At 58.2% G+C, this 21,376-nt stretch carries 14 protein-coding genes, 1 tRNA gene and 2 rRNA genes; 6 read left to right on the forward strand and 11 right to left on the reverse strand.

All coding sequences use genetic code 11. From position 1 onward, the window contains the following. Positions 1-13: 13 nt before the first annotated feature. The 5 genes from ACZ25R_RS04390 (at position 14) to ACZ25R_RS04410 (ending at position 5,631) form a co-directional block, all read left to right on the forward strand. Positions 14-565, forward strand: coding sequence for a GNAT family N-acetyltransferase (locus tag ACZ25R_RS04390; protein WP_472460184.1), 552 nt, complete (start codon positions 14-16; stop codon positions 563-565). 220 nt (positions 566-785) lie between these two features. Then, positions 786-2,591, forward strand: a complete 1,806-nt coding sequence (locus ACZ25R_RS04395) for an amino acid ABC transporter permease/ATP-binding protein (RefSeq protein WP_472460185.1) — start codon at positions 786-788, stop codon at positions 2,589-2,591. Positions 2,592-2,634: 43 nt separating this feature from the next. Further along, entirely contained in the window at positions 2,635-3,570 is a 936-nt protein-coding gene (locus ACZ25R_RS04400) for an ABC transporter substrate-binding protein (RefSeq protein ID WP_472460186.1), read from the forward strand. Between the two features lie 41 nt (positions 3,571-3,611). After that, complete coding sequence (locus ACZ25R_RS04405; protein WP_472460187.1) at positions 3,612-4,661, forward strand: LLM class flavin-dependent oxidoreductase; 1,050 nt, start codon at positions 3,612-3,614, stop codon at positions 4,659-4,661. Between the two features lie 34 nt (positions 4,662-4,695). Further along, entirely contained in the window at positions 4,696-5,631 is a 936-nt protein-coding gene (locus ACZ25R_RS04410) for an ABC transporter substrate-binding protein (RefSeq protein ID WP_472460188.1), read from the forward strand. Between the two features lie 56 nt (positions 5,632-5,687). On the opposite strand, the gene ACZ25R_RS04415 is transcribed toward ACZ25R_RS04410, so the two are convergent. From ACZ25R_RS04415 to ACZ25R_RS04450, 8 genes are all read right to left on the reverse strand, one after another. Next, positions 5,688-8,087, reverse strand: a complete 2,400-nt coding sequence (locus ACZ25R_RS04415) for an aldehyde dehydrogenase family protein (protein WP_472460189.1) — start codon at positions 8,085-8,087, stop codon at positions 5,688-5,690. 11 nt (positions 8,088-8,098) lie between these two features. Continuing rightward, positions 8,099-9,058: a deoxyribose-phosphate aldolase gene (deoC, locus tag ACZ25R_RS04420; protein ID WP_223616036.1), complete on the reverse strand. Its 960-nt coding sequence runs from the start codon at positions 9,056-9,058 to the stop codon at positions 8,099-8,101. A 41-nt stretch (positions 9,059-9,099) separates the two neighbouring features. Continuing rightward, positions 9,100-10,107 (reverse strand): ABC transporter permease, encoded by a 1,008-nt coding sequence (locus tag ACZ25R_RS04425; protein ID WP_403185084.1) that lies wholly within the window; start codon positions 10,105-10,107, stop codon positions 9,100-9,102. Continuing rightward, a complete protein-coding gene (locus tag ACZ25R_RS04430) occupies positions 10,094-11,590 on the reverse strand; it encodes a sugar ABC transporter ATP-binding protein (protein WP_472460190.1) in 1,497 nt (498 codons plus the stop codon). The genes ACZ25R_RS04425 and ACZ25R_RS04430 overlap by 14 nt, the downstream gene beginning before the upstream one ends. After that, positions 11,580-12,575: a sugar-binding transcriptional regulator gene (locus ACZ25R_RS04435; RefSeq protein ID WP_346305145.1), complete on the reverse strand. Its 996-nt coding sequence runs from the start codon at positions 12,573-12,575 to the stop codon at positions 11,580-11,582. Before ACZ25R_RS04435 ends, ACZ25R_RS04430 begins: the two co-directional genes overlap by 11 nt. Beyond that, the gene (locus tag ACZ25R_RS04440; protein WP_472460191.1) at positions 12,572-14,092 is read right to left on the reverse strand and encodes an FGGY-family carbohydrate kinase; all 1,521 of its coding nucleotides are present in this window, start codon (positions 14,090-14,092) and stop codon (positions 12,572-12,574) included. Before ACZ25R_RS04440 ends, ACZ25R_RS04435 begins: the two co-directional genes overlap by 4 nt. Before the next feature lie 44 nt (positions 14,093-14,136). Then, entirely contained in the window at positions 14,137-15,159 is a 1,023-nt protein-coding gene (locus ACZ25R_RS04445; protein ID WP_464663998.1) for a galactitol-1-phosphate 5-dehydrogenase, read from the reverse strand. 71 nt (positions 15,160-15,230) lie between these two features. Further along, entirely contained in the window at positions 15,231-16,220 is a 990-nt protein-coding gene (locus tag ACZ25R_RS04450) for a substrate-binding domain-containing protein (RefSeq protein ID WP_472460192.1), read from the reverse strand. Between the two features lie 292 nt (positions 16,221-16,512). On the opposite strand from ACZ25R_RS04450, the gene ACZ25R_RS04455 reads away from it, so the two are divergent. Then, the gene (locus tag ACZ25R_RS04455) at positions 16,513-17,454 is read left to right on the forward strand and encodes a threonine/serine dehydratase (protein WP_472460193.1); all 942 of its coding nucleotides are present in this window, start codon (positions 16,513-16,515) and stop codon (positions 17,452-17,454) included. Between the two features lie 225 nt (positions 17,455-17,679). On the opposite strand, the gene ACZ25R_RS04460 is transcribed toward ACZ25R_RS04455, so the two are convergent. The 3 genes from ACZ25R_RS04460 to ACZ25R_RS04470 all read right to left on the reverse strand — a co-directional run bounded on the left by ACZ25R_RS04460 (position 17,680) and on the right by ACZ25R_RS04470 (position 21,305). After that, positions 17,680-17,756 (reverse strand) — tRNA-Met (locus tag ACZ25R_RS04460). Positions 17,757-18,055: 299 nt separating this feature from the next. Further along, positions 18,056-18,170, reverse strand: a 5S ribosomal RNA gene (gene rrf, locus ACZ25R_RS04465). Between the two features lie 204 nt (positions 18,171-18,374). Next, a 23S ribosomal RNA gene (locus tag ACZ25R_RS04470) occupies positions 18,375-21,305 on the reverse strand. Between the last annotated feature and the right edge of the window lie 71 nt (positions 21,306-21,376).

The raw sequence follows: 21,376 nt of genomic DNA on the forward strand, positions 1-21,376 counted from the left end.
ACGCGAGACAATCATGACTGATGTTTTTGTTTACACGACACCGAACGATGAACGCTCACAGCCGTTGATCGAAGCTCTGATCATCGAATACGAAACGCGCTACGGCAACTTTTATGGTGAACCGGCGCGCAATGAATTGAGCCGCTACCCAGCCGAGCTTTTCGCCGCGCCGGACGGTGCCTTTCTGCTCCTGATCCGCGACGGGCAAACCATCGGCGGCGGCGCGTTCAAACGCTATGACGAGCAGACAGCCGAACTCAAACGCATCTGGACCCATGCGGATTTGCGCCAGCAGGGCCTTGCGCGCAAGGTTGTGACCGAACTTGAAGAGCAGGCTGCGCGCCAGGGCTATACGCGGATTTACCTGACCACCGGCTTCCGCCAGCCCGAGGCAAAGGAACTGTATCTGCGTTCGGGATATACAGCTCTTTTCGATGTCAATGCCGACCCGGAAGTCTATCGGCACCTGCCCTTCGAGAAGGATATCAGTGCATTGGCAGCACAGTTGTCCAAGGTTCCCGCTTCTGCTTTGCCAGACCGTAACCTTCTGCGTCAGGCCGGGTGAACTCACCGGTAGCGTGATTGCCCGGACCGTGGGATTTCATGCTCAATAAACCCGGTTCTTTGCAACAATGCTTCTCTAACCCCTTTGATTTCGCAGTCCGTCGTCTTTGACTGTTTCGCTTAAACACTACTAAATCAGTCGAGTAAAATACGAGCCCGCAGAAGATTTTCCGATACGGACTCGCTCGACTGAAAAGTGTTGCACAGGGGAATTTGCAAGCATGGCGATTACAGCAGACTATTCGGCTACACATTCCGTCCAGCCGCCCGCCGCCACAACAGAGGATTACACCCACTACAGGATTGTGAAAGCGAAATACCCGGCGCGTTTCTTCGGAACATTGTTTGCCGCGCTGATCATTGCTGTCACGCTTCAATCCGTTCTGACCAATCCGAAATGGGGATGGAACGTTTTTGCCGAATGGTTCTTCTCGGCTCCCGTTTTGGCTGGCCTGGCGCGCACGCTCCTGCTGACCGTACTCGCAACCATTCTCGGCTTCGCGCTGGGAACAGCGCTTGCACTGGCCCGCGTGTCGAAATCGCCCCTCCTGTCGGGTCTGTCCTGGGCCTATATCTGGCTTCTGCGCTCGATCCCGCTGATCGTGCTGCTCCTGATCCTCAACAATCTCGGCTATCTCTATGCGACGGTGCGCATTGGCGTGCCCTACACGGATATTCTCTTTGCCGAATATCCGACCATCTCGATCCTCAGCCCTTTTGCAGCGGCGCTCATCGGTCTCAGCCTCAATCAGGCAGCCTTCTCCTCTGAAATCATCCGCGGGGGTATCCTGTCCGTCGACCAAGGCCAGCTTGAAGCCGCGGCCGCGCTCGGCCTGCCCCGGCGCCGGCAGGCTTTCCGCATCGTCCTGCCGCAAGCCATGCGCACCATTCTTCCCACCGGATTCAACGAGATCATTGGTTTGGCCAAAGGCACATCCATGGTCTACGTGCTGGCCCTGCCGGAGCTCTTCTACACGGTTCAGGTGATCTATCGCCGCAATCTCGAGGTAGTCCCGCTGCTGATGGTGGCAACGGTCTGGTACCTGATCATCATGACTGTACTGTCGGTCGCCCAGCACTATATCGAACGGCACTTCTCCAAGGGCGCCCTGCGTAATCCTCCTGCCCCGATTTTCCGCAAACTGTTTCGCCGGCTCTTCGGTGCCCCGATTCTTGCCCGCCCGCAGAGCGTAACCGTGTCCGCCCTGCAAAATGCAGCCACGGCCAAAACCAGCGACCGCAGCATACCTCTCGCCACTTGGCGGGCGCCGGGATCGGTGAAAATCCAGGGTGTTTCCAAGAGCTTTGGCCAGCTCAAGGTGCTCGACGATATCCGGCTCGACATCAAGGCAGGCAGCGTCACCGCGATCCTCGGACCCTCCGGCTCCGGCAAGTCCACCCTGCTGCGCACCATCAACCATCTGGAACGCGTCGACGATGGTTTCATCACCGTGGACAACGAACTGGTCGGTTATCGCCAAAATGGCCGGACACTCTATGAGCTGAAGGAGAAGGACATTCTCAAACGCCGCGCCGACATCGGCATGGTGTTCCAGAGCTTCAACCTGTTCCCCCACCTCACCGTTCTCGAGAATATCATCGAGGCACCGGTGTCACTCGGCCAGCTGACCCGCCCGGAAGCCATCAGCCTCGCACGGGAACTGCTTGCCCGCGTCGGTCTTAGCGACAAGATCGACGCCTATCCGCGGCAGCTCTCCGGCGGGCAGCAACAGCGCGTGGCGATTGCACGGGCGCTGGCCCTGCGGCCGAAAGTGCTGCTGTTCGATGAGCCGACGTCCGCACTCGACCCCGAATTGGTCGGCGAGGTGCTGGATGTCATCAAGGAACTGGCCCGCTCCGGCACGACTCTCATCATCGTTACCCACGAGATCGGGTTTGCCCGGGAAGTGGCCGACACGGTGATCTTCATGGATGGCGGCAAGGTCATTGAGACAGGGGCGCCCGAACAGGTCCTGAACCGGCCAAGGAATGCCCGCACCAGCGAATTTCTGGCCAAGGTTCTCTAGCCCCAGCGCCGGTTCCGGCATGCACACATCCAAGGAAAGCAGCATGATATTTCGCCCATCCCACATCTCCTTCGCTCTGGCAGTGCTTATCGCCACCGTTTCCGGTCTCGCCATGGTTCACGCCGAAGGCTTTGACCTCAGCCCCGACCAGAGTGGCCGTATCCGCGCGGAAAAGAGCGAAAAGGTCATTGCCTCGATTCTCGCGACGTTCAAATTCGTCAGGGACGATACACTGACCGTCGGCATCAGCGTCGCGCACCCGCCGCTCAGCACCTACGCAACGGATGCCAAGACTGTGGTCGGCTATGATCCGGACTTCGCCCAGCTGATTGCCGATATTCTGGGCAGGAAGCTGGAACTGGTGCCGGTTGCCTGGGCGGATTGGCCACTCGGCCTGGAATCGGGAAAGTTCGACGCCGTCATTTCCAATGTCGGCGTCACGGAGCAGCGCAAGGAGAAATTCGATTTCTCCACCTACCGCCTCGGCCTGCATGGTTTCTACGTCAAAGCCGATAGTCCGATCGCATCGATCAAGGAGCCAAAGGATATTGCCGGGCTCAGGATCATCACGGGATCGGGCACCATCCAGGAAAAAATCCTGCTCGAATGGGACAAGCAGAATGCAGCAAAGGGGCTGAAGCCTGTTGAGCTCCAGTATTATGACGATGACGCGGTCAGCGCGCTTGCCATCCAGTCGGGCCGGGCCGATGCCGAATTCAATCCCAATGCGCCTCAGGCCTATCGCGCGGCGATCGATCACAAGATCAAACTGGTGGGAACGGTGAATGCCGGATGGCCGCTCATCGCCGACGTTGCAATCACCACCCGCAAGGGGAGCGGCATTGCCGATAGCTTGACCGCAGCAATCAATGAACTGATCGCCGACGGTAAATATGCCCAGTTGCTGGAACGCTGGAAACTCGGCCCCGAAGCCCTCGACAAATCGCGGACCAATCCTCCCGGCCTGCCGAAAATCTGACGCCACGATTGGTTCACGAACAAGCAACAAGGGCTTCTCCCATGACGAACACATCCCTCGCCATCAATCACGTCGGCTTCCTCACACCGGGTAACTACCGGGATGACAATCCATATGAAGGATTGGAAAATACGCTCCAACTGCTGGAATTCGGCGAGAAGCTGGGATTTGATAGCGGTTGGGTGCGGCAGCGCCACCTTGAGCATGGCATATCCTCCGCGGGTGTGTTTCTTGCCGCGGCAACCCAGCGCACCAGCCGCATCCAGCTGGGGACAGCCGTCATCCAGATCGGTTATGAGAGTCCCTACCGGCTCGCCGAGGATCTTTCCACCGTCGACGTCCTGGCGCGGGGACGGCTCAACGTCGGCCTGAGTGCCGGTACACCAGCCCATGCGGAGCTGCTCGGCCCGCGGGTGTTTGACGGCAACTGGAAGGAATACGACCTTACCCACGAGCGTGTCATTCGCTTCGCCGACAACCTGCGCGGTGAATTTCTCGCCGATCCCCAGACATTCATCGCAACGCCGGGCGGGCCGCAACGGCCGCGCCTGCAACCGCATGCCGAGGGGTTGGTCAACCGGATCTGGTATGGCGGCGGGTCGCTCCGATCCGTGGGATGGGCCGGCAGGAATGGCTTCAATCTGATGATCGGCAATGTAACCGCCGGTGAAAACACCGATGATTTCTACGAAGCCCAGGTGCGTCAGCTCGACGCTTACCATCACAATCTCGACGGCATCTTCCGCCGGGTATCGCTCGGGCGTGTCATCGTCCCGACTGACAGCGCGGATGCTGCAACCCGGAAGAAATATGCTGACTATGCGGCAAGCCGTCATGAGCGCACGCTGAAGCCACAGGGTGACCGCCGTACGCTGTTCCCCAGGGACCTCGTCGGGACATCCGAGCAGATCCTCGAACAGCTCTTCAACGACCCGATCGTGGCGCGCGTCGGGGAACTGCGGCTGGAACTGCCCTACGAGTTCCAACAGCACGAATATCAGCAAATCCTCTCCGATTTCATCTCCCACATCGCTCCGGAAATCGGCTGGGGCAATCAGCCCGTGCGCATCAGTGCGGGGGCACGGCGCTGAAAAACAACCACAAACCACACTCAAGGGGTTATCCATGACAACCAGACTGCGACTTCTATCCTTTGTGGCCGGGGCATTTATTGCCGCCACGACCCATCTCGCCTTTGCTGCCGGAGACGGCTTCGATCTCAGCCCGGACCAGAAAGACCGCGTGCGGGCCGAGAAAAATCAGAAGGCAATTGAAGCTGTCTCCAAGAGCTTCAAATTCGTCAGCGACGGCAAGCTCACCATCGGGCTGCACCCGTCCAACCCGCCGCTCAGCACCTATGCCAGCGATGCCACCACCGTCGTCGGCTTTGACGTCGATCTTGCCCAACTGGTGGCGGACAGCCTCGGACGCGAGCTGGTACTGGTACCGGTCGCGTGGGCCGATTGGCCGCTTGGGCTTGAATCCGGCAAGTTCGATGCGGTGATTTCCAACGTCACCGTTACCGAACAGCGTAAGGAGAAGTTCGATTTCTCCACCTATCGCAAGGATGAGCTTGGCTACTACGTCAAGGCGGACAGCGCCATCAAGGCCATCAAGGAACCCAAGGATATCGCCGGGCTGAAGGTGATTACCGATGCCGGCACCAATCAGGAGAAAATCCTGCTGGCCTGGGACAAGGAAAATGTCGCCAAGGGTCTGAAACCCATCGAAGTCCAGTATTATGACGATGATGCGGTGAAGTATCTGGCAATCGAATCCGGGCGTGCCGACGCCGTCTTCAGCGTGAACGCAACCCAAGCCTATAAGGCCGCTGTCAACGGCAAGACCAAGCTCGTCGGAACCGTCAGCGGCGGCTGGCCGATCACCGCTGAAGTGGCAGTAACAACCCGCAAAGGCAGCGGCGTGGCGGACGGTGTCACAACGGCGCTTAACGCCGTCATCGCCGACGGCAAATACAAAAAGGTGCTCGATCGCTGGAATCTTGACTCGGAAGCCATCGACAAGGCAACCACCAACCCGCCCGGTCTGCCAAAGAGCTGAGACCGTTCACATCGAAAGGCCGCACCGGTATATACCGGTGCGGCCTTTTGCTTGGCCTATTCGCCGTAGGGGACCCAGATATTCTTCACCTGGACGGCGCGGCGCAGATAATCCTTGCCCTGCCCCTGCTGCGTGTTTGCCCAGTCGCGCTGGCGGCCATTGTTGACCCAGGTGGCTTTCAGATTGCCGCACGATGCCTTTTCAACCATCGCACTGCCTTCTTTGGAGCCCACGTACCACAGCGCATCCACTTCGTCGTGTTCAGCCAGGGTCTTCGCCAGAACATCGCGTTCGCCGGTGACGATATTGACCACGCCGCCCGGAACATCCGAGGTGTCCAGCACCTGATAGAGATTGGCTGCGAGCAGCGGATGTCTGGCGGATGGTACGGCCACGACGCGGTTGCCCATGGCAATGGCAGGCAGAACCAGCGAGATGAACGCGAGCAGCGGCTGGTCATCCGGGCAGACGATACCGACGACACCCCACGGCTCGTTCATTGCCAGGGTCACGTGGCGTGACTTGGTGGAATGCACGGCGCCGTCATATTTGTCGGACTGAGCGGCATAATAGAATATGCGGCGAAGCGCAGTTGCGAATTCTTCTGCCGCCGTCTTTGCCGAAATACCGGTGCTCTCCACCAGCAATGCTTCAAACTCGGCCTGCCGCGCGCTCAAGTTTTCGCCGAGATAGTACAGCACCTGTGCCCGGTTATGCGCCGTGACACCACCCCAGGAACCGGCCTTTGCAGCCGCTTCCACGGCATTGCGGATATCCTTGCGATTACTGATGCCGGCCTGGCCGATGATCTGGCCGCCCTTGCCGACGACCGAATAGCTGTAACCGCCATCGGGGCGTGCCTGCTTGCCGCCAATGTAGTTCTTGACGGTGCGATCAATTGAACCGCCAAGCGCCATTTTTGCCTCGCCGTCCGGCGCTGCCGATGGCTTGAATGCCTGTTCAGCCTTGCCGGCTGGCAGACGCTTCTCCCAATCTGCGGTCAGGTACTCATAGAGCCCTTCACGTCCGCCTTCACGGCCATAACCGCTCTCGCGATACCCGCCAAAACCGGCACCCGCATCCAGCAGGTTGGTGGAATTGATCCAGACCACACCCGCCTTGACGCGGGCGGCCATGTCGAGGGCCAGATTGATGTTTTCCGACCAGACGGAAGCCGCCAGTCCGTATTTGGTGTTGTTGGCAAGGGCGATGGCTTCATCGGGTGTGCGGAACGTCGTTGCGGTGGCAACCGGTCCGAAAATCTCCACTTCGCACACGGTCGACGCTGGCTCGACATCGGTGAAGAAACCCGGTGCAAAGAATGCACCCTTGCTGGGCAGTGTTACCGGCGCCTGCCAGAGCGTACCGCCCTCTGCCTTGCCCTGCTCGACCAGCGATGTAATGCGCTTCAGCTGTCCCTTGGAGACAATAGCGCCGACATCCATGGTCTTGTCGAGCGGATCACCGACCCGCAGGGTTTCCATGCGCTTGCGCAGTTTTGCATAAAACCGCTCGGCAATGCCTTCCTGGATGAGAAGACGCGAACCGGCACAGCATACCTCACCCTGATTGAACCAGATGGCATCAACCACGCCCTCGATAGCGCCGTCGATATCGGCATCTTCGAACACGATGAAAGGCGATTTGCCGCCCAACTCCAGTGACAGCTTTTTCTCCGAACCTGCAATCTGCTCGCGGATGATCCGGCCAACTTCTGTCGAACCGGTGAAGGCCACCTTGTCGATGTCGTCATGGCCGCAGATCGCTGCACCCGTCGCGCCATCGCCGTGGACGATGTTGACGACACCAGCGGGCAGGCCGATTTCGTGACAGACTTCGGCGAAGGCAACCGCTGTCAGCGGTGTCAGTTCGGCCGGTTTGAGAACAACCGTATTACCGGCGGCAAGCGCCGGCGCGATTTTCCACGCCAGCATCAGCAGCGGGAAATTCCACGGGATCACCTGACCGCAGACACCCACGGGTGAAAAGCCCTCGAATTCTGTTTCCACCATCTCCGCCCAACCGGCATGATGGTAGAAATGCCGGGCGACCAGCGGAATATCGATGTCGCGGGTCTCGCGGATCGGCTTGCCATTGTCCATGGTCTCCAGAACGGAGAAGAAGCGCTCGCGCTTCTGGATATGGCGGGCAATCGCGTAGAGATATTTGGCGCGTTCGTGACCGGGCAGCTTCGACCATTTGCCGAAGGCCGCGCGGGCCGCCTTCACGGCCGCATCGACATCGGCTTCCGTGCCTTGCGCCACCTTCGCCAGAACGGCATCATTGGCCGGATTGATGACGGCAAATGTCTCGCGGCCCTCGGTGCCGGTGAACTTGCCATTGATGAAGTGACCAAAACCCGCCTTATTGGCATCAAGCCAGCTCTGGACGTCGGTATTGCTCTCTGGTGCCGGGCCATATTCCATCGTGCGAAGAATATCCTTGATCTGTCCCATATTCCTGTTCCTCAAGCGAGTGCGTGGCGCGAAGACGCGGCATAGCGACCCGTCACATAATGTTCCAGCTGCCGTTCGATATCGCCAAGCATCGAGCTGGCTCCAAGCCGGAACAAATCCGGCTGCATCCACGGCAACCCCAATTCTTCCTTCATCAGGATCAGCCAGTTCATGGCATCCTTAGCCGTCTTCATGCCGCCCGCAGGTTTGAAGCCCACGGTCTGGCCGGAAAGCTCGCCATAGTCCCGCAAGGCGCGCAGCATCACCAGACTGACGGGCAGCGTGGCATTGACATCTTCCTTGCCGGTCGACGTCTTGATGAAATCGGCACCGGCCTGCATCGCAACCATCGACGCACGGTAGACGTTACGCAGCGTGTTGAGATCGCCGGTTGCCAGAATGGCTTTCATATGCGCCTCGCCCGAAGCCTCACGCATCCGGGAAATCTCATCATAAAGCGCCGACCAATTCTGGGTGAGAACGTGTTCGCGTGTGATGACGATATCGATCTCTTTGGCACCCTCGCCCACCGCATAGTGAATCTCGGCCAGGCGCTGCGGCAGCGGTGTCAGGCCAGCTGGAAAACCGGTGGCAACGGATGCAACGGGAATGCCCGAACCTTCCAGCGCCTTGACCGCGTGGGGAACCATCGTCGGATAGACGCAGACCGCACCCGTTGTGATATGCGCATCGGCAAGCCCGAGCGCTTCCAGAATGTCGTCGCGCACCGGCTTTTTCGCTTTGGCGCACAGGCGGCGGACGCGGCCCGCCGTGTCGTCACCGGCAAGAGTCGTCAGGTCGATGCAGGTGATCGCCTTAACGAGCCAGGCTGCCTGATACTCCTTCTTGACCGTTCGCCTGGTGGTCAGTGTCGCCGCCCGGCGCTCCGTAGCCGAACGGTTGACCGCGATGTCCTCGAACCAGTCCGGCAGAAGTTTCGTACCGGTATTGCGCGCGTGGGAATGTGGCATTTGGATTTCCGTGCCCTTTTGGACCAATGGTTGTTGCGTGTTCATCCCCGACCCTTCCTATGATCGATGAAGCGATTGAGCAGGATGGCTGCAACGATGATAATACCGGTGACAGTCATCTGGTAGAAGGAGCCCAATCCCAGAAGATTGAATATGTTGCGGAGAACCTGCAGCAGCATCACGGCAAAAAAGGTACCGAGCACGCCGCCACGTCCACCGAAAAGGCTTGTACCACCCAGCACAACTGCAGCGATGGCGTCAAGCTCAAGCCCCTGCGCCGCTGTAGGCTGGCCAATGCGCAGGCGCGATGTCAGAAGAATACCGCCCAATGCTGCCATGAACCCAGACACCGCGAAAACCGCCGTGATCATGAACCGGGTCGGCAGGCCGGACAGCCGGGCAGCTTCCGGATTGCCGCCCGTCGCGAAGACATATTCGCCGAACACGGTGAAGCGCAGCACCAGACCCGCGACAATGCACAGGACAACGAAGATCAGACCCATCGACGACAGGGAGAAGCCGGGCAGAAGCGGGATCATCGTCGAGCTGATCGACGCGAAACCCTGCGGCAGACCGCTCACGGGTACACCGTCGGTCATCAGGTAGGTGATGCCACGGAACGAGACGAGCCCGGCCAAAGTCACGATAAAGCTCGGCACCTGGGCAAGCGCGCTGATCGCCCCCATCCCGGCGCCGCAGGCCGTCCCCACCAGTGCCGTTATCGCAACCGCCACGAAGGGATCAAAGCCGTGCGACATCAGCACGGCGACAAGCATGCCGCAAAGCGCAACGACACTGCCGACAGACAGGTCGATATTGCCGGTCAGGATGACGAAAGTCATGCCGATGGCAACCACACCAACAACCGCAGCCTGCTGAAACAGATTGGCAATATTGGTAAAGGTCAGGAAGTTGCTCGACAGCGAGGTCGCGATAACAACCACTGCCAGAAAGATGACGATGAAGTTGTACTCGATCGCCAGATCGACAAGACGCTTGCCGAATGCCGGCGTATCGGCTGGCGGCAAGGCGGTTTCAGTGTTGGACATGATTTTCACCCAGAATTGTTGCCCTCAATATTGCGTCGCGGTCCGCAACCGAGGGATCGTATTTGCCGATGTTGCGGCCTTCATGAAAGACCCAGATCGTGTCACAGGCGGCATAAAGCTCATCAAGCTCGCTGCTGGCAACGATGACGGCAGCCCCTTCCCGGGCGAGCCTGTCGACCAGATTGTAGAGATCTGCCTTGGCGCCGATATCGAGGCCACGGCTGGGCTCATCGAGAAGCAGCACGCGCGCGCCATTGATGATCCATTTTGCCAGGACGACCTTCTGCTGGTTGCCGCCGGAAAGCTGCACGACAGCCTGCTCCGGCCGACCATATTTGGTCGACAGGCTTTTCAGGACCGGTGCCGTCTTTTGCTTTTGCTGCGAATGGCGCGTCAGCCAGCTCTCGCGCATGGATGGCAGTGTTGCATTCTTGTAGATCGGGGCGTGCAGGACGAGGCCTTCCGTCTTGCGGTTTTCCGGCACCAGGCCGATACCGCTGCGGATGGCGTGAGCCGGGTGACGCGGATGGAAGGACTTGCCTTCCAGCTTGATGTCACCGTCGAAACGGTTGGCGCCGAAGAGGGACTTGAGGAACGAAGTACGACCGGAGCCATTCAGCCCGGTCAAGCCGACGACCTCGCCCCAGCGCACGTCGAGACCGCTAATATCAAGTCCTTCCGGTCCGCGCAGCCGGTTGACGCGGAGCGCGACATCGCCGGTCACCGGTTCGCGGGTTTTCCGTTCGATCAGCGAGCGCTGTTTGCCGATGATCGCTTCCACCAATGCACCATCCCCGGTGCTCTTGACGTCGAATGTCTCGATGGTCCTGCCACCGCGCAATACGGTGACCCGGTCGCCGATTTCGCGCAGTTCACCCAGCCGGTGGCTCACATAGAGTATGGCAACCCCCTGCCTGACGAGCTCGCGAATGACCTTGAACACGCTCTCAAGCTCGGTTTCATTGAGCGATGCCGATGGCTCGTCCATGATGATGATCTTGGCATCCATGGTCAGCGAGCGGGCAATGGCTGTCAGTTGCTGGTTGGCGACCGATAGGGTCTCGACCCGCGCTTCCGGTTTGAAATGCGCGCCGACGCGCTTCAACGCCGCGGCTGCCCGTTCCCGGCGCTCCCTGTGATTGATCAATCCAAACCGGCCCGGTGCATGGCCGAGAAACAGGTTCTGTTCGACGGTCAGTTGCGGGACAAGATCCAGTTCCTGATAGATCATCGAAATGCCAAGCCGCGCGGCCTGAGATGGAGAATGCAGGTCAACAGGCTTGCCGTCCAGCAGAAGCGAACCGTCGGTCGGGCGGAAAGCTCCCGCTATGATCTTGAGCAGTGTCGATTTGCCGGCACCATTGGCGCCAAGAAGACAATGCACCTCTCCAGCACGGACATTCAGCGAGGCCGACTCCAGGGCGATGATATTGGGCGGGAATTTCTTCGACACCTGCTGGGCGGTCAGAACATCAGTCGTCACTTGCGGCCTCCAATGCATAGCGGGCCGTGGCTTCGTCGGTAACGATGACCGAGACAAAACCAGCCTTCAGGGCAGCCAAAGCTATCTGCAATTTTTCCTCACCCGCAACGACTCCGATCGAGCGCTGCTTGGTCTTGAGGTAATCAAGCCGAAGCCCAACCGTGCGGTCGTCAATGGTCTGATCAACGATGTTGCCATCCTTGTCGAGGAAACGGCCAAGAATGTCTCCGACGGCGCCCGCATCTTTCAGCCGGTCGATATCGGCCTCTTCAAGATAACCGGAACTGAGCAGCACGGATTCGTGTGTAATGCCGCCCATGCCGAAACAGACCACATCCGCCTGCATCGCAAGTTTGAGAACACGCTCGATGATTGGATCTTCTTCAAGCACTTCGCGGGTGCTTTTCTTGCCCAATATGGCAGGAACCGGCAAAAGCGTGGCGATGCCGTTACCGGCTTTGGCGAATTCCTCCGCAACGGCACTAGTATGGGTTGAGGTCGAACGCAAATTCGTCGAGCCGTTCACCAGAACCACATGCACGCCCGGGTTCCAGTTGTTCGGCAGGAATTTGGCAACCGCGGACATGGTGCGGCCCCAGGAAACGCCGATCAGATCGGCCTTGGGATTGAGGCCGGCCAGGTATTTCGCCGCTGCCTGCGCCACACTTTCCATGAGAAGGGCTGAATCCGTCGTTCCGCCCGATGGGACGACGATGGCGTCGCGCAGGCCGAATTCCTGTTGCAGGCGCACCTCGAGCTCCGTCCGCCGATAGGCGCGCGGCGTGATCTCGATACGCACAACCCCCAATTCCTTGGCTTCGATGAGCAGTCGCCCTACCTGCCAGCGCGTCAGACCGAGTTCCGTGGCAATCTCGCTCTGGGTACGCTCAAGATCATAATAAAGCTTGGCGACGCGCACCATCAGGTGCTCCCGCTGTTCGTCGGAAGGCAACCGGACAGATGGATTGATCCGTGCGTCGCTCATTGTGCAGCCCCCGCCAATTGCCTTGCGCTCAATGCATGCAGCGCCGGTGTCAATGTTTCGGTCGTATCCCGATAGAGCGCCATCGTATCCCGATAGCGCCGGCTGCGCACGGGGTCAGGCTGCACTTCCCGCGCCGGAGCAGCGCAGGCTTCCGACGCCGCGATGAGGTCGGGAAACAGTCCAAGCGCATGGGCGGAACACACGGCCGTTCCGATGAGAGAGAGATTGTCATCACTCGCCACGTGAACGGGCCGGCCGATTGCGTCGATTGTCGCCTGCAACCACAGCGGGTTCTTGCAGATGCCGCCAGCCATGACGATCCGCTCGACGGAAACGCCGCGTTCTTCCAGAACCGCAACGACATTGGCGGAACCAAGCGCAATGGAATCCACCGCCGAGGAATAGATGTCTGCCCTGTCGTGACTGAGCGACAGGCCGAGGATTGCCCCGCGCAGATCCGCATCCCGGTAGGGTGTGCGGTTGCCCATCCAATAATCGAGCGTCAAAAGGCCTGAATCCTGCGCCGAAACCACGGACGCCTGGCGGATCAGATCGCGGTGGCCCTGTTCGTCCAATCCGAAAATCGTGCTGCTGAACCAGTTGAGGATTGACCCGGCCGAAACCTGCCCCGCCTCCACCAGCCACAACCCATCGACGAGTGCATTGGGATAAGGTCCCCAGAAGCCGGTGACATTCCCCTGTTCCTTCAGATGTGTCAGATGCACAACGGAAGTCCCGCCGATGATCAGCATTCCACCCGCAGCAACGGTTCCCGCACCAAGCACACCGATATGCGCATCGATGCCACCCTGGGCAAGAAGCGGTTGCGAAGCGATGCCAAGGGCTGCGGCAACGTCCGGTTTCAATGATCCGATGGCATCGCCAACCGGAACGATCCTTTGCGGCAACTTGTCCTGCAACGCGGGAATACCGAGCGCTTCATAGATCTCTGGAACAAACGTCCCATTCTTTGAATCATAATTCCACTTGCAGGCCGCATTCATGCGCGAGCCTACCCACGCGCCGCACAGCCTGTAGTTGATGAAATCCAGTGCTTCGCAAATGATATCAGCCTCGGCAAAGATGGCTGGTTCGTGTTCGGCCAGCCACATCGCCTTGGGAACCAGCCATTCGACGGCATCGCCGCCGCCGCTATAGGCCATGACGGGATGCTCAACCTTTTCCGTGGCGCGAGCCTCTTTGGCCGCCCGGCAGTCCATCCAGAGAATGGCCGGATAAAGCGGCGTGCTTTCCCTGTCGCAAACCACAACGGAGGAAGCAGTCGTGGCAACACAAACCGCAGCTATTTCAGTCGATCCGCATTGCTCGACAGCCTGACGGCCGGCCCTCAGAAGCGCGTTCCACCATTCCTCGGGCTGCTGTTCTGCCCAGCCTGCATGGGGATATACGGTGGAATAGCTGGCTTCCGACAGCGAGAGCATGGTCCTGCGCTCGACATCGTAAACACCGGCGCGGACTCCTCCCGTGCCAAGATCAAAGTTCAGGACAAGTGTCATCCTGCCGTCTCCTCCCTCGATTCCCTGCCTCTTCCCGAAGTCTTTCAGGGCCGGAACATGACCTTCGAAAAGAACATGCTCCTGTCTGTCCGGAACTTTTCGAACATTCCCGGCAACTCGGCAAGGTCGAGATCATGGGTTATCATGAATTCCCATTCCAGTGCGCCGGATCCCAGCTTTTCCAGCGTCACCGTCCATTGCGGTCCCGGATAGGGCGCGCCGAACGAATTCCACGAGCCATGCAGCGATACCTCCTGCCGCAGGAAATGCTGGAATGTCTTGTTGTCCAGGGTTACCTCCGCAACCGGAATCCCGATGAAGACCACATGACCACTCGGTGCGGCCATCTTCACCGCCATGTTGATCGACGACGGATGTCCAGCGGCTTCGATAATCGTATCGCAAAGCAGGTTGGCGGGAATGTCCGCACCGGACAGGAATGTGTGCGTTGCACCGGCACGCCGCGCCATGGCCAGCTTTTCCTCCGATACATCGACGGCAACCACATCGCTCGCGCCCATCAGCTTGAGCCATTGAATGGCAAACAGGCCAATCGGGCCACAGCCGATGACGCCGCCGCGCTGACCCATTCCGATACCGCCGGCCTTCCAAATTGCGTGAATGGCAATCGACGCAGGATCAGTCATGGCGACCGCTCTTGGGTCAATCCCCTTTGGTGTCTTCAAAAGGTTGGAAACGGGAACGCAGACGAATTCCGCATAGGCGCCGTCCCGGCGCGAACCGAAATAATCATAGTCACGGCAGCGCGAAAACTGCCCCTTCTGGCACTGGTCGCATTCGAAGCATGGCAGCATCGGCGGAATGGCCACCAGTTCGCCGAGGTCAAAGCCTTCAACGCCTTCGCCAAGCTCAGTGATATGACCGGAAAACTCATGGCCGCAGATGAGCGGCATCCTGTGTGCGCCCTTGATCAGCATGCGCGGCAGATCCGACCCGCACACACCCACCGACGCGACGCGGACAATCACGTGTCCCGGTTTGATCTGTGGTTCCGGGACGTCTTCAAGGCGAATATCGCCCGGGGCATAGAGAACTGCTGCACGCATCATGGTATCCTGTGGGTCTATAATAATGGGAGCTGCGGAACAGGTCTGCTCCGCAGGCTCGGGAGGAGGCCTTACTGGCCGAGAACGTGCGGGCGATATTCGGCAAATAGTCCGGCGCGGGGGAAATCCGCAACATTCTTGGACGTCACCAGTGCCGTGCCCGCATCGACAAAGGACGAAACCGGCTTCTTGGCCGCCGCTTCGCGGGCAACCTGAATTGTCACATCACCGAGATATTTGGGATCATTCAGCGCCGAACCGATGTAATTGCCGCCGTCGGCAATGATGGCGAGCGCTTCCGACAAACCATCCACACCGGCAACCAGCACATCGTTGCGGTTGTTTTCCTTCAGGACCTGCAGGGCGCCAAGCGCCATATCGTCATTGTGCGCATAGACAACCTTCACATCCGGATTGGCCTGAAGCAGGTCCTGCATGGCGGTGACCGCATTGGCACGGATGTATTCCGCATAGGGGCCTTCGATGATGGTGTGACCCGATCCTTCAACGGCGCTGTGAAAACCGTCGCGCCGGTCCATCATGACCGCGCCGCCGGCATCGCCCTGGATCTCGATGATCTTGGCTTTCTCGATACCGTCAGCCTTCAGGCGCGCGACAACCGCTTCACCGACCAGCTTGCCCATGTTCTTGTTGTCGCGGCCGACATGAGCGGTAACGCCCTTGCCGTTGACGCTGCGGTCAACCGTAATGACCGGAATACCAGCAGCAACGGCTGCTTCGAGCGATGGCACGACCGCATCGGGATTGACCGGGTTGATGATCAGCGCGTTCACGCCCTGGGTAATCAGATCTTGAATGTCATTGTTCTGCTTGCTGACATCGCCGTTGGCATCGAGGAAAACCAGTGTATCGCCGCCGGCCTTGGCGGCCGCTTCCGCTCCTGTCTTGAGCTGCACATAAAAGGGCGACTGCAAGGTCACCTGACTGAACCCGATTTTCAGGCCTTCCGCATTGGCTGCGGTCATGCCCAGACCTGCCACCAATGAAATGGCGGTTCCGGCAAAGGCGAATCTGAACAAAAAGCTGCGACGGTTGAGCATGGTTTTCCTCCCCAAAGACTCATTTTTCTGGTAAATCTACATTTGAGCAAATATCGCTCATTTGTTATTTTAGATAATCAGAAGTTGCCGAATGAGTCAACGCGGTTGACAAGATCGCTGGAGAAAACAAATAAGCATTTGAAATATATATGATATTCATCCGCCCCATGCGGCGTCTGCCCGGCAAATGCAGAGGGAATAGTGTGAACAAAGGATCTGCAGCAAACCACAAAAGTTGCATTTGCAGGCGAGAGCGCTCTAAGCTGGGCTCTTCGCATCGTGAGTTCGCACCATGTCCAGCCCAATACAGATCACGCCGGAACGCATTGTTGAAACCGAGCGTCTCATCCGGCCGCACATCCGGCATACTCCGGTCATACGGGCCGATCTCGGTGACTTCGGCCTGCCGCCGCGCGGCGTCCATTTCAAACTTGAATTTCTGCAGCACTCTGGTTCGTTCAAGGCGCGCGGCGCCTTTGCCAACCTTCTCACCCGCCCAGTGCCGGAAACGGGCGTTGTTGCCGCGTCGGGCGGCAATCATGGTGCTGCCGTCGCCTACGCGGCCATGCGGCTTGGCATACCCGCAACCATATTCGTGCCCGGCGTCACCGCACCTGCCAAGGCGGACCGCATTCGCAGTTACGGTGCAAACCTCGTTGTTTCCGGAGACCGGTATGCCGATGCCCTGGCGGCGAGCGAGCAGTTCGTGGCGGAACGCGGGGCCATGCCGGTTCACGCCTTCGATCAGCCGGAAACCCTGCTCGGCCAGGGAACGCTTGGCCTGGAAATCGAAATGGACCTGCCTGCCATCACGACCCTGTTGGTCGCGGTGGGTGGTGGCGGCCTGATTGGCGGGATTGCCGCCTGGTTTTGCGGCCGCGTCAAAATCGTCGCTGTCGAACCGGAGGGGGCACCGACCCTGCACAGGGCATTCAGCGCAGGCAGACCCGTCGATGCGCCGACGGAAGGCATCGCCGCCGATTCCCTGGCGCCCAGGCGCGTCGGAGAACTGATGTTCCCGTTTGCCCGGGATTTTGTCGCACAGTCCGTGCTTGTCTCGGACGATGACATTCGTGCTGCGCAGTCCGCCCTTTGGGAGCGGCTGCGTATTGTCGCTGAGCCCGGTGGCGCGGCCGCCTTTGCCGCGCTTCTGGCGCAGAAATATGTTGCCGGTCCGGACGATCGTGTTGGCGTTCTCCTGTGCGGCGCAAATACGGGCGCTGTGCAGTTTTAAGAGGGCTGCTCCGGCCTTCCTTAAACGACAAAACCCCGCGGGAGCGGGGTTAATGTTTGTGTTTTGAGATTGTGTTGTGAGGGATTTGGTTGCGGTGCGCGGCTTTGCCCGTTCGGGTGTTAAAACAGTCTGGTTGAGTGTTTTGCCGGGCTTTGGGCGGACGTCGTCAGCCCCTGGGTTCTTCGCCTGACGCGAGAAGCTTGTTTTGAGATGTTTTTGGGAGATTGGTTGCGGGGACAGGATTTGAACCTGTGACCTTCAGGTTATGAGCCTGACGAGCTACCGGGCTGCTCCACCCCGCGCCACCATATCCGGCGATTGCCGTTTTCGTGTGTCTGTCCTCGGGCGTTGCCCTGCGGTCAGACGGTGCAGCCCGGATTTCTCCGTTTGTCCGACCTGGAAGCTTTGAGGCTTCTGCGGTCGGACGGGGCTGCTGCACCCCTTGCCACCATGCCGGTATTTCCGGCTACCGCGTTTGAAGCGGCGTGTAATTATGCACTTGTGCCTGCTGTTTTGCAAAAGCAAAAGGCCGCTTGATGCGGCCTGTTGATTGGAAAGTATGGGATGTGGAGAGATTATGATTTCATGTTGCGTTTGGCAGACCTGGCAGCGACCTACTCTCCCGCGTCTTGAGACGAAGTACCATTGGCGCTGGAGCGTTTCACGGCCGAGTTCGGAATGGGATCGGGTGCAGCCGCTCCGCTGTAACCACCAGGTCAGCAAAAAGCAACGATGAAAGAGAAGCTGGTTTTGTTGTCGTTTCGACTGTTTTCAATGTCTTGCAACATTGAGATTATCGGCTTTCCGGGCGTTAGCCCGCAAGGTCGACTGACCGTCGCCGGTCGTCCGGCGCCTTCGCGGAGCATAGGGTCGAAGACCCGCTCATGCGTGAGCGCTTTAGATGGATATAAGTAATGAGAATGATCAAGCCAATCGAGCTATTAGTACCGGTAAGCTTCATGCGTTGCCGCACTTCCACACCCGGCCTATCAACGTGGTGGTCTTCCACGGCTCTCAAGGGAATACTCGTTTTCAGGTGGGTTTCCCGCTTAGATGCCTTCAGCGGTTATCCCGTCCGTATATAGCTACCCTGCTATGCGGCTGGCGCCACAACAGGTCCACCAGAGATACGTCCATCCCGGTCCTCTCGTACTAGGGACAGATCCTGTCAATATTCCTACACCCACGGCAGATAGGGACCGAACTGTCTCACGACGTTCTGAACCCAACTCACGTACCGCTTTAAATGGCGAACAGCCATACCCTTGGGACCTGCTCCAGCCCCAGGATGCGATGAGTCGACATCGAGGTGCCAAACAACCCCGTCGATATGGACTCTTGGGGGTCATCAGCCTGTTATCCCCGGCGTACCTTTTATCCGTTGAGCGATGGCCCTTCCACGCGGGACCACCGGATCACTATGACCGACTTTCGTCTCTGCTCGACTTGTCAGTCTCGCAGTCAGGCGGGCTTATGCCATTGCACTCGACGACCGATTTCCGACCGGTCTGAGCCCACCATCGCGCGCCTCCGTTACTCTTTAGGAGGCGACCGCCCCAGTCAAACTACCCACCATACACTGTCCCGGATCCGGATAACGGACCGCGGTTAGACATCCATATAGGTAAGGGTGGTATTTCAAGGATGACTCCACGAAGGCTGGCGCCCCCGCTTCAAAGTCTACCACCTATCCTACACATGCCGACACGAATGCCAGTGTAAAGCTATAGTAAAGGTGCACGGGGTCTTTCCGTCTAACCGCAGGAACCCCGCATCTTCACGGGGAATTCAATTTCACTGAGTCTGCGTTGGAGACAGCGGGGAAGTCGTTACGCCATTCGTGCAGGTCGGAACTTACCCGACAAGGAATTTCGCTACCTTAGGACCGTTATAGTTACGGCCGCCGTTTACTGGGGCTTCGATTCAAAGCTTGCACCTCTCCTCTTAACCTTCCAGCACCGGGCAGGCGTCAGACCCTATACGTCGTCTTGCGACTTCGCAGAGCCCTGTGTTTTTGGTAAACAGTCGCTACCCCCTGGTCTGTGCCACCCTCACATACTTGCGTACATAAGGGTCACGCTTCTTCCGAAGTTACGCGTGCAATTTGCCGAGTTCCTTCAACGCAGTTCTCTCAAGCGCCTTGGTATTCTCTACCAGTCCACCAGTGTCGGTTTAGGGTACGGTCTATACGCGGGAGCTATTTCCTGGAACCGCTTCGAAGCCCTTCCAATCCAATAAGGAAGAACAACATACGCGATCCGTCACTACCCGCAGGCCCACGAATATTAACGTGGTTCCCATCGACTACGCCTTTCGGCCTCGCCTTAGGGGCCGGCTAACCCTGCTCAGATTAACTTTAAGCAGGAACCCTTGGACTTTCGGCGAGGGAGTCTCTCACTCCCTTTATCGTTACTCATGTCAGCATTCTCACTTCTGATACCTCCAAGAGCCCTCACGGGTCTCTCTTCAACGGCTTACAGAACGCTCCGCTACCACTTGCACTTACGTGCAAATCCACAGCTTCGGTGTATGGCTTTAGCCCCGGTACATTTTCGGCGCAAAGACCCTTATTTAGACCAGTGAGCTGTTACGCTTTCTTTAAATGATGGCTGCTTCTAAGCCAACATCCTGGTTGTTTTGGGATCCTCACATCCTTTCCCACTTAGCCATAACTTAGGGACCTTAGATGGTGGTCAGGGTTGTTGCCCTCTTCACGACGGACGTTAGCACCCGCCGTGTGTCTGCCGATTAGTACTCTTCGGTATTCGGAGTTTGGTTAGGTTTGGTAAATCGGTGAGATCCCCTAGCCCATCCAGTGCTCTACCCCCGAAGGTATTCGATCGACGCTCTACCTAAATAGATTTCGCGGAGAACCAGCTATCTCCAAGTTTGATTGGCCTTTCACCCCTAGCCACAAGTCATCCCAATCTATTGCAACAGATGCGGGTTCGGTCCTCCAGTAAGTGTTACCTTACCTTCAACCTGCTCATGGCTAGATCACTTGGTTTCGGGTCTAATCCGACGAACTGAACGCCCTGTTCAGACTCGCTTTCGCTGCGCCTACACCTACCGGTTTAAGCTTGCTCGTCAGACTAAGTCGCTGACCCATTATACAAAAGGTACGCTGTCACCCAGAACAAATCTTGGGCTCCAACTGTTTGTAGGCATTCGGTTTCAGGATCTCTTTCACTCCCCTTGTCGGGGTGCTTTTCACCTTTCCCTCACGGTACTGGTTCGCTATCGGTCATGCACGAGTACTTAGGCTTGGAGAGTGGTCTCCCCATGTTCAGACAGGATTTCACGTGTCCCGCCCTACTCAAGGACTTTTATTCGCATTACGTGTACGGGACTATCACCCACTTCGGTCACCCTTTCCAAGGTGTTCCACTTGTCTCATAAAAGCCACTGGCCTGGTCCGCGTTCGCTCGCCACTACTTACGGAGTCTCGTTTGATGTCCTTTCCTCCGGGTACTTAGATGTTTCAGTTCCCCGGGTTCGCTTCTAACCCCTATGTATTCGAAAGTTAGATACCTTATTTTGATATCTAGAAAGTTGAAGTGTTCTTCCCTCACGCACGTACCGCCCTTTCAGGGCTGTGCTCCGGGAGGGCGCGGCATAAGCCGCGACGACCGAGCGGTCTGTATGGGTGCCTCCTTTTGAGAAACAAACCAAAACAGCGCTTCATCGTTCCAACAGTTCAAATTTTCTAGATATCTAAGGTGGGTTTCCCCATTCGGAAATCGTCGGATCAAAGGGTATTCGCACCTCCCCGACGCTTATCGCAGCGTATCACGTCCTTCATCGCCTGTGCATGCCAAGGCATCCACCAAATGCCCTTAAGACACTTGATCATTCTCATTGCCAATATCCATCCTTGCCTTCACGAACATTTCGTCTCCATGGGGGATACCAATGGACAACC

This window comes from Phyllobacterium sp. RCAM01083, from assembly GCF_055685835.1.

Coding starts and splice junctions, on each gene's coding strand:
- ACZ25R_RS04390 (WP_472460184.1), top strand. CDS start 14: ATGACTGATGTTTTTGTTTACACGACACCGAACGATGAACGCTCACAG.
- ACZ25R_RS04395 (WP_472460185.1), top strand. CDS start 786: ATGGCGATTACAGCAGACTATTCGGCTACACATTCCGTCCAGCCGCCC.
- ACZ25R_RS04400 (WP_472460186.1), top strand. CDS start 2,635: ATGATATTTCGCCCATCCCACATCTCCTTCGCTCTGGCAGTGCTTATC.
- ACZ25R_RS04405 (WP_472460187.1), top strand. CDS start 3,612: ATGACGAACACATCCCTCGCCATCAATCACGTCGGCTTCCTCACACCG.
- ACZ25R_RS04410 (WP_472460188.1), top strand. CDS start 4,696: ATGACAACCAGACTGCGACTTCTATCCTTTGTGGCCGGGGCATTTATT.
- ACZ25R_RS04415 (WP_472460189.1), bottom strand. CDS start 8,087: ATGGGACAGATCAAGGATATTCTTCGCACGATGGAATATGGCCCGGCA.
- deoC (WP_223616036.1), bottom strand. CDS start 9,058: ATGCCACATTCCCACGCGCGCAATACCGGTACGAAACTTCTGCCGGAC.
- ACZ25R_RS04425 (WP_403185084.1), bottom strand. CDS start 10,107: ATGTCCAACACTGAAACCGCCTTGCCGCCAGCCGATACGCCGGCATTC.
- ACZ25R_RS04435 (WP_346305145.1), bottom strand. CDS start 12,575: ATGAGCGACGCACGGATCAATCCATCTGTCCGGTTGCCTTCCGACGAA.
- ACZ25R_RS04440 (WP_472460191.1), bottom strand. CDS start 14,092: ATGACACTTGTCCTGAACTTTGATCTTGGCACGGGAGGAGTCCGCGCC.
- ACZ25R_RS04445 (WP_464663998.1), bottom strand. CDS start 15,159: ATGCGTGCAGCAGTTCTCTATGCCCCGGGCGATATTCGCCTTGAAGAC.
- ACZ25R_RS04450 (WP_472460192.1), bottom strand. CDS start 16,220: ATGCTCAACCGTCGCAGCTTTTTGTTCAGATTCGCCTTTGCCGGAACC.
- ACZ25R_RS04455 (WP_472460193.1), top strand. CDS start 16,513: ATGTCCAGCCCAATACAGATCACGCCGGAACGCATTGTTGAAACCGAG.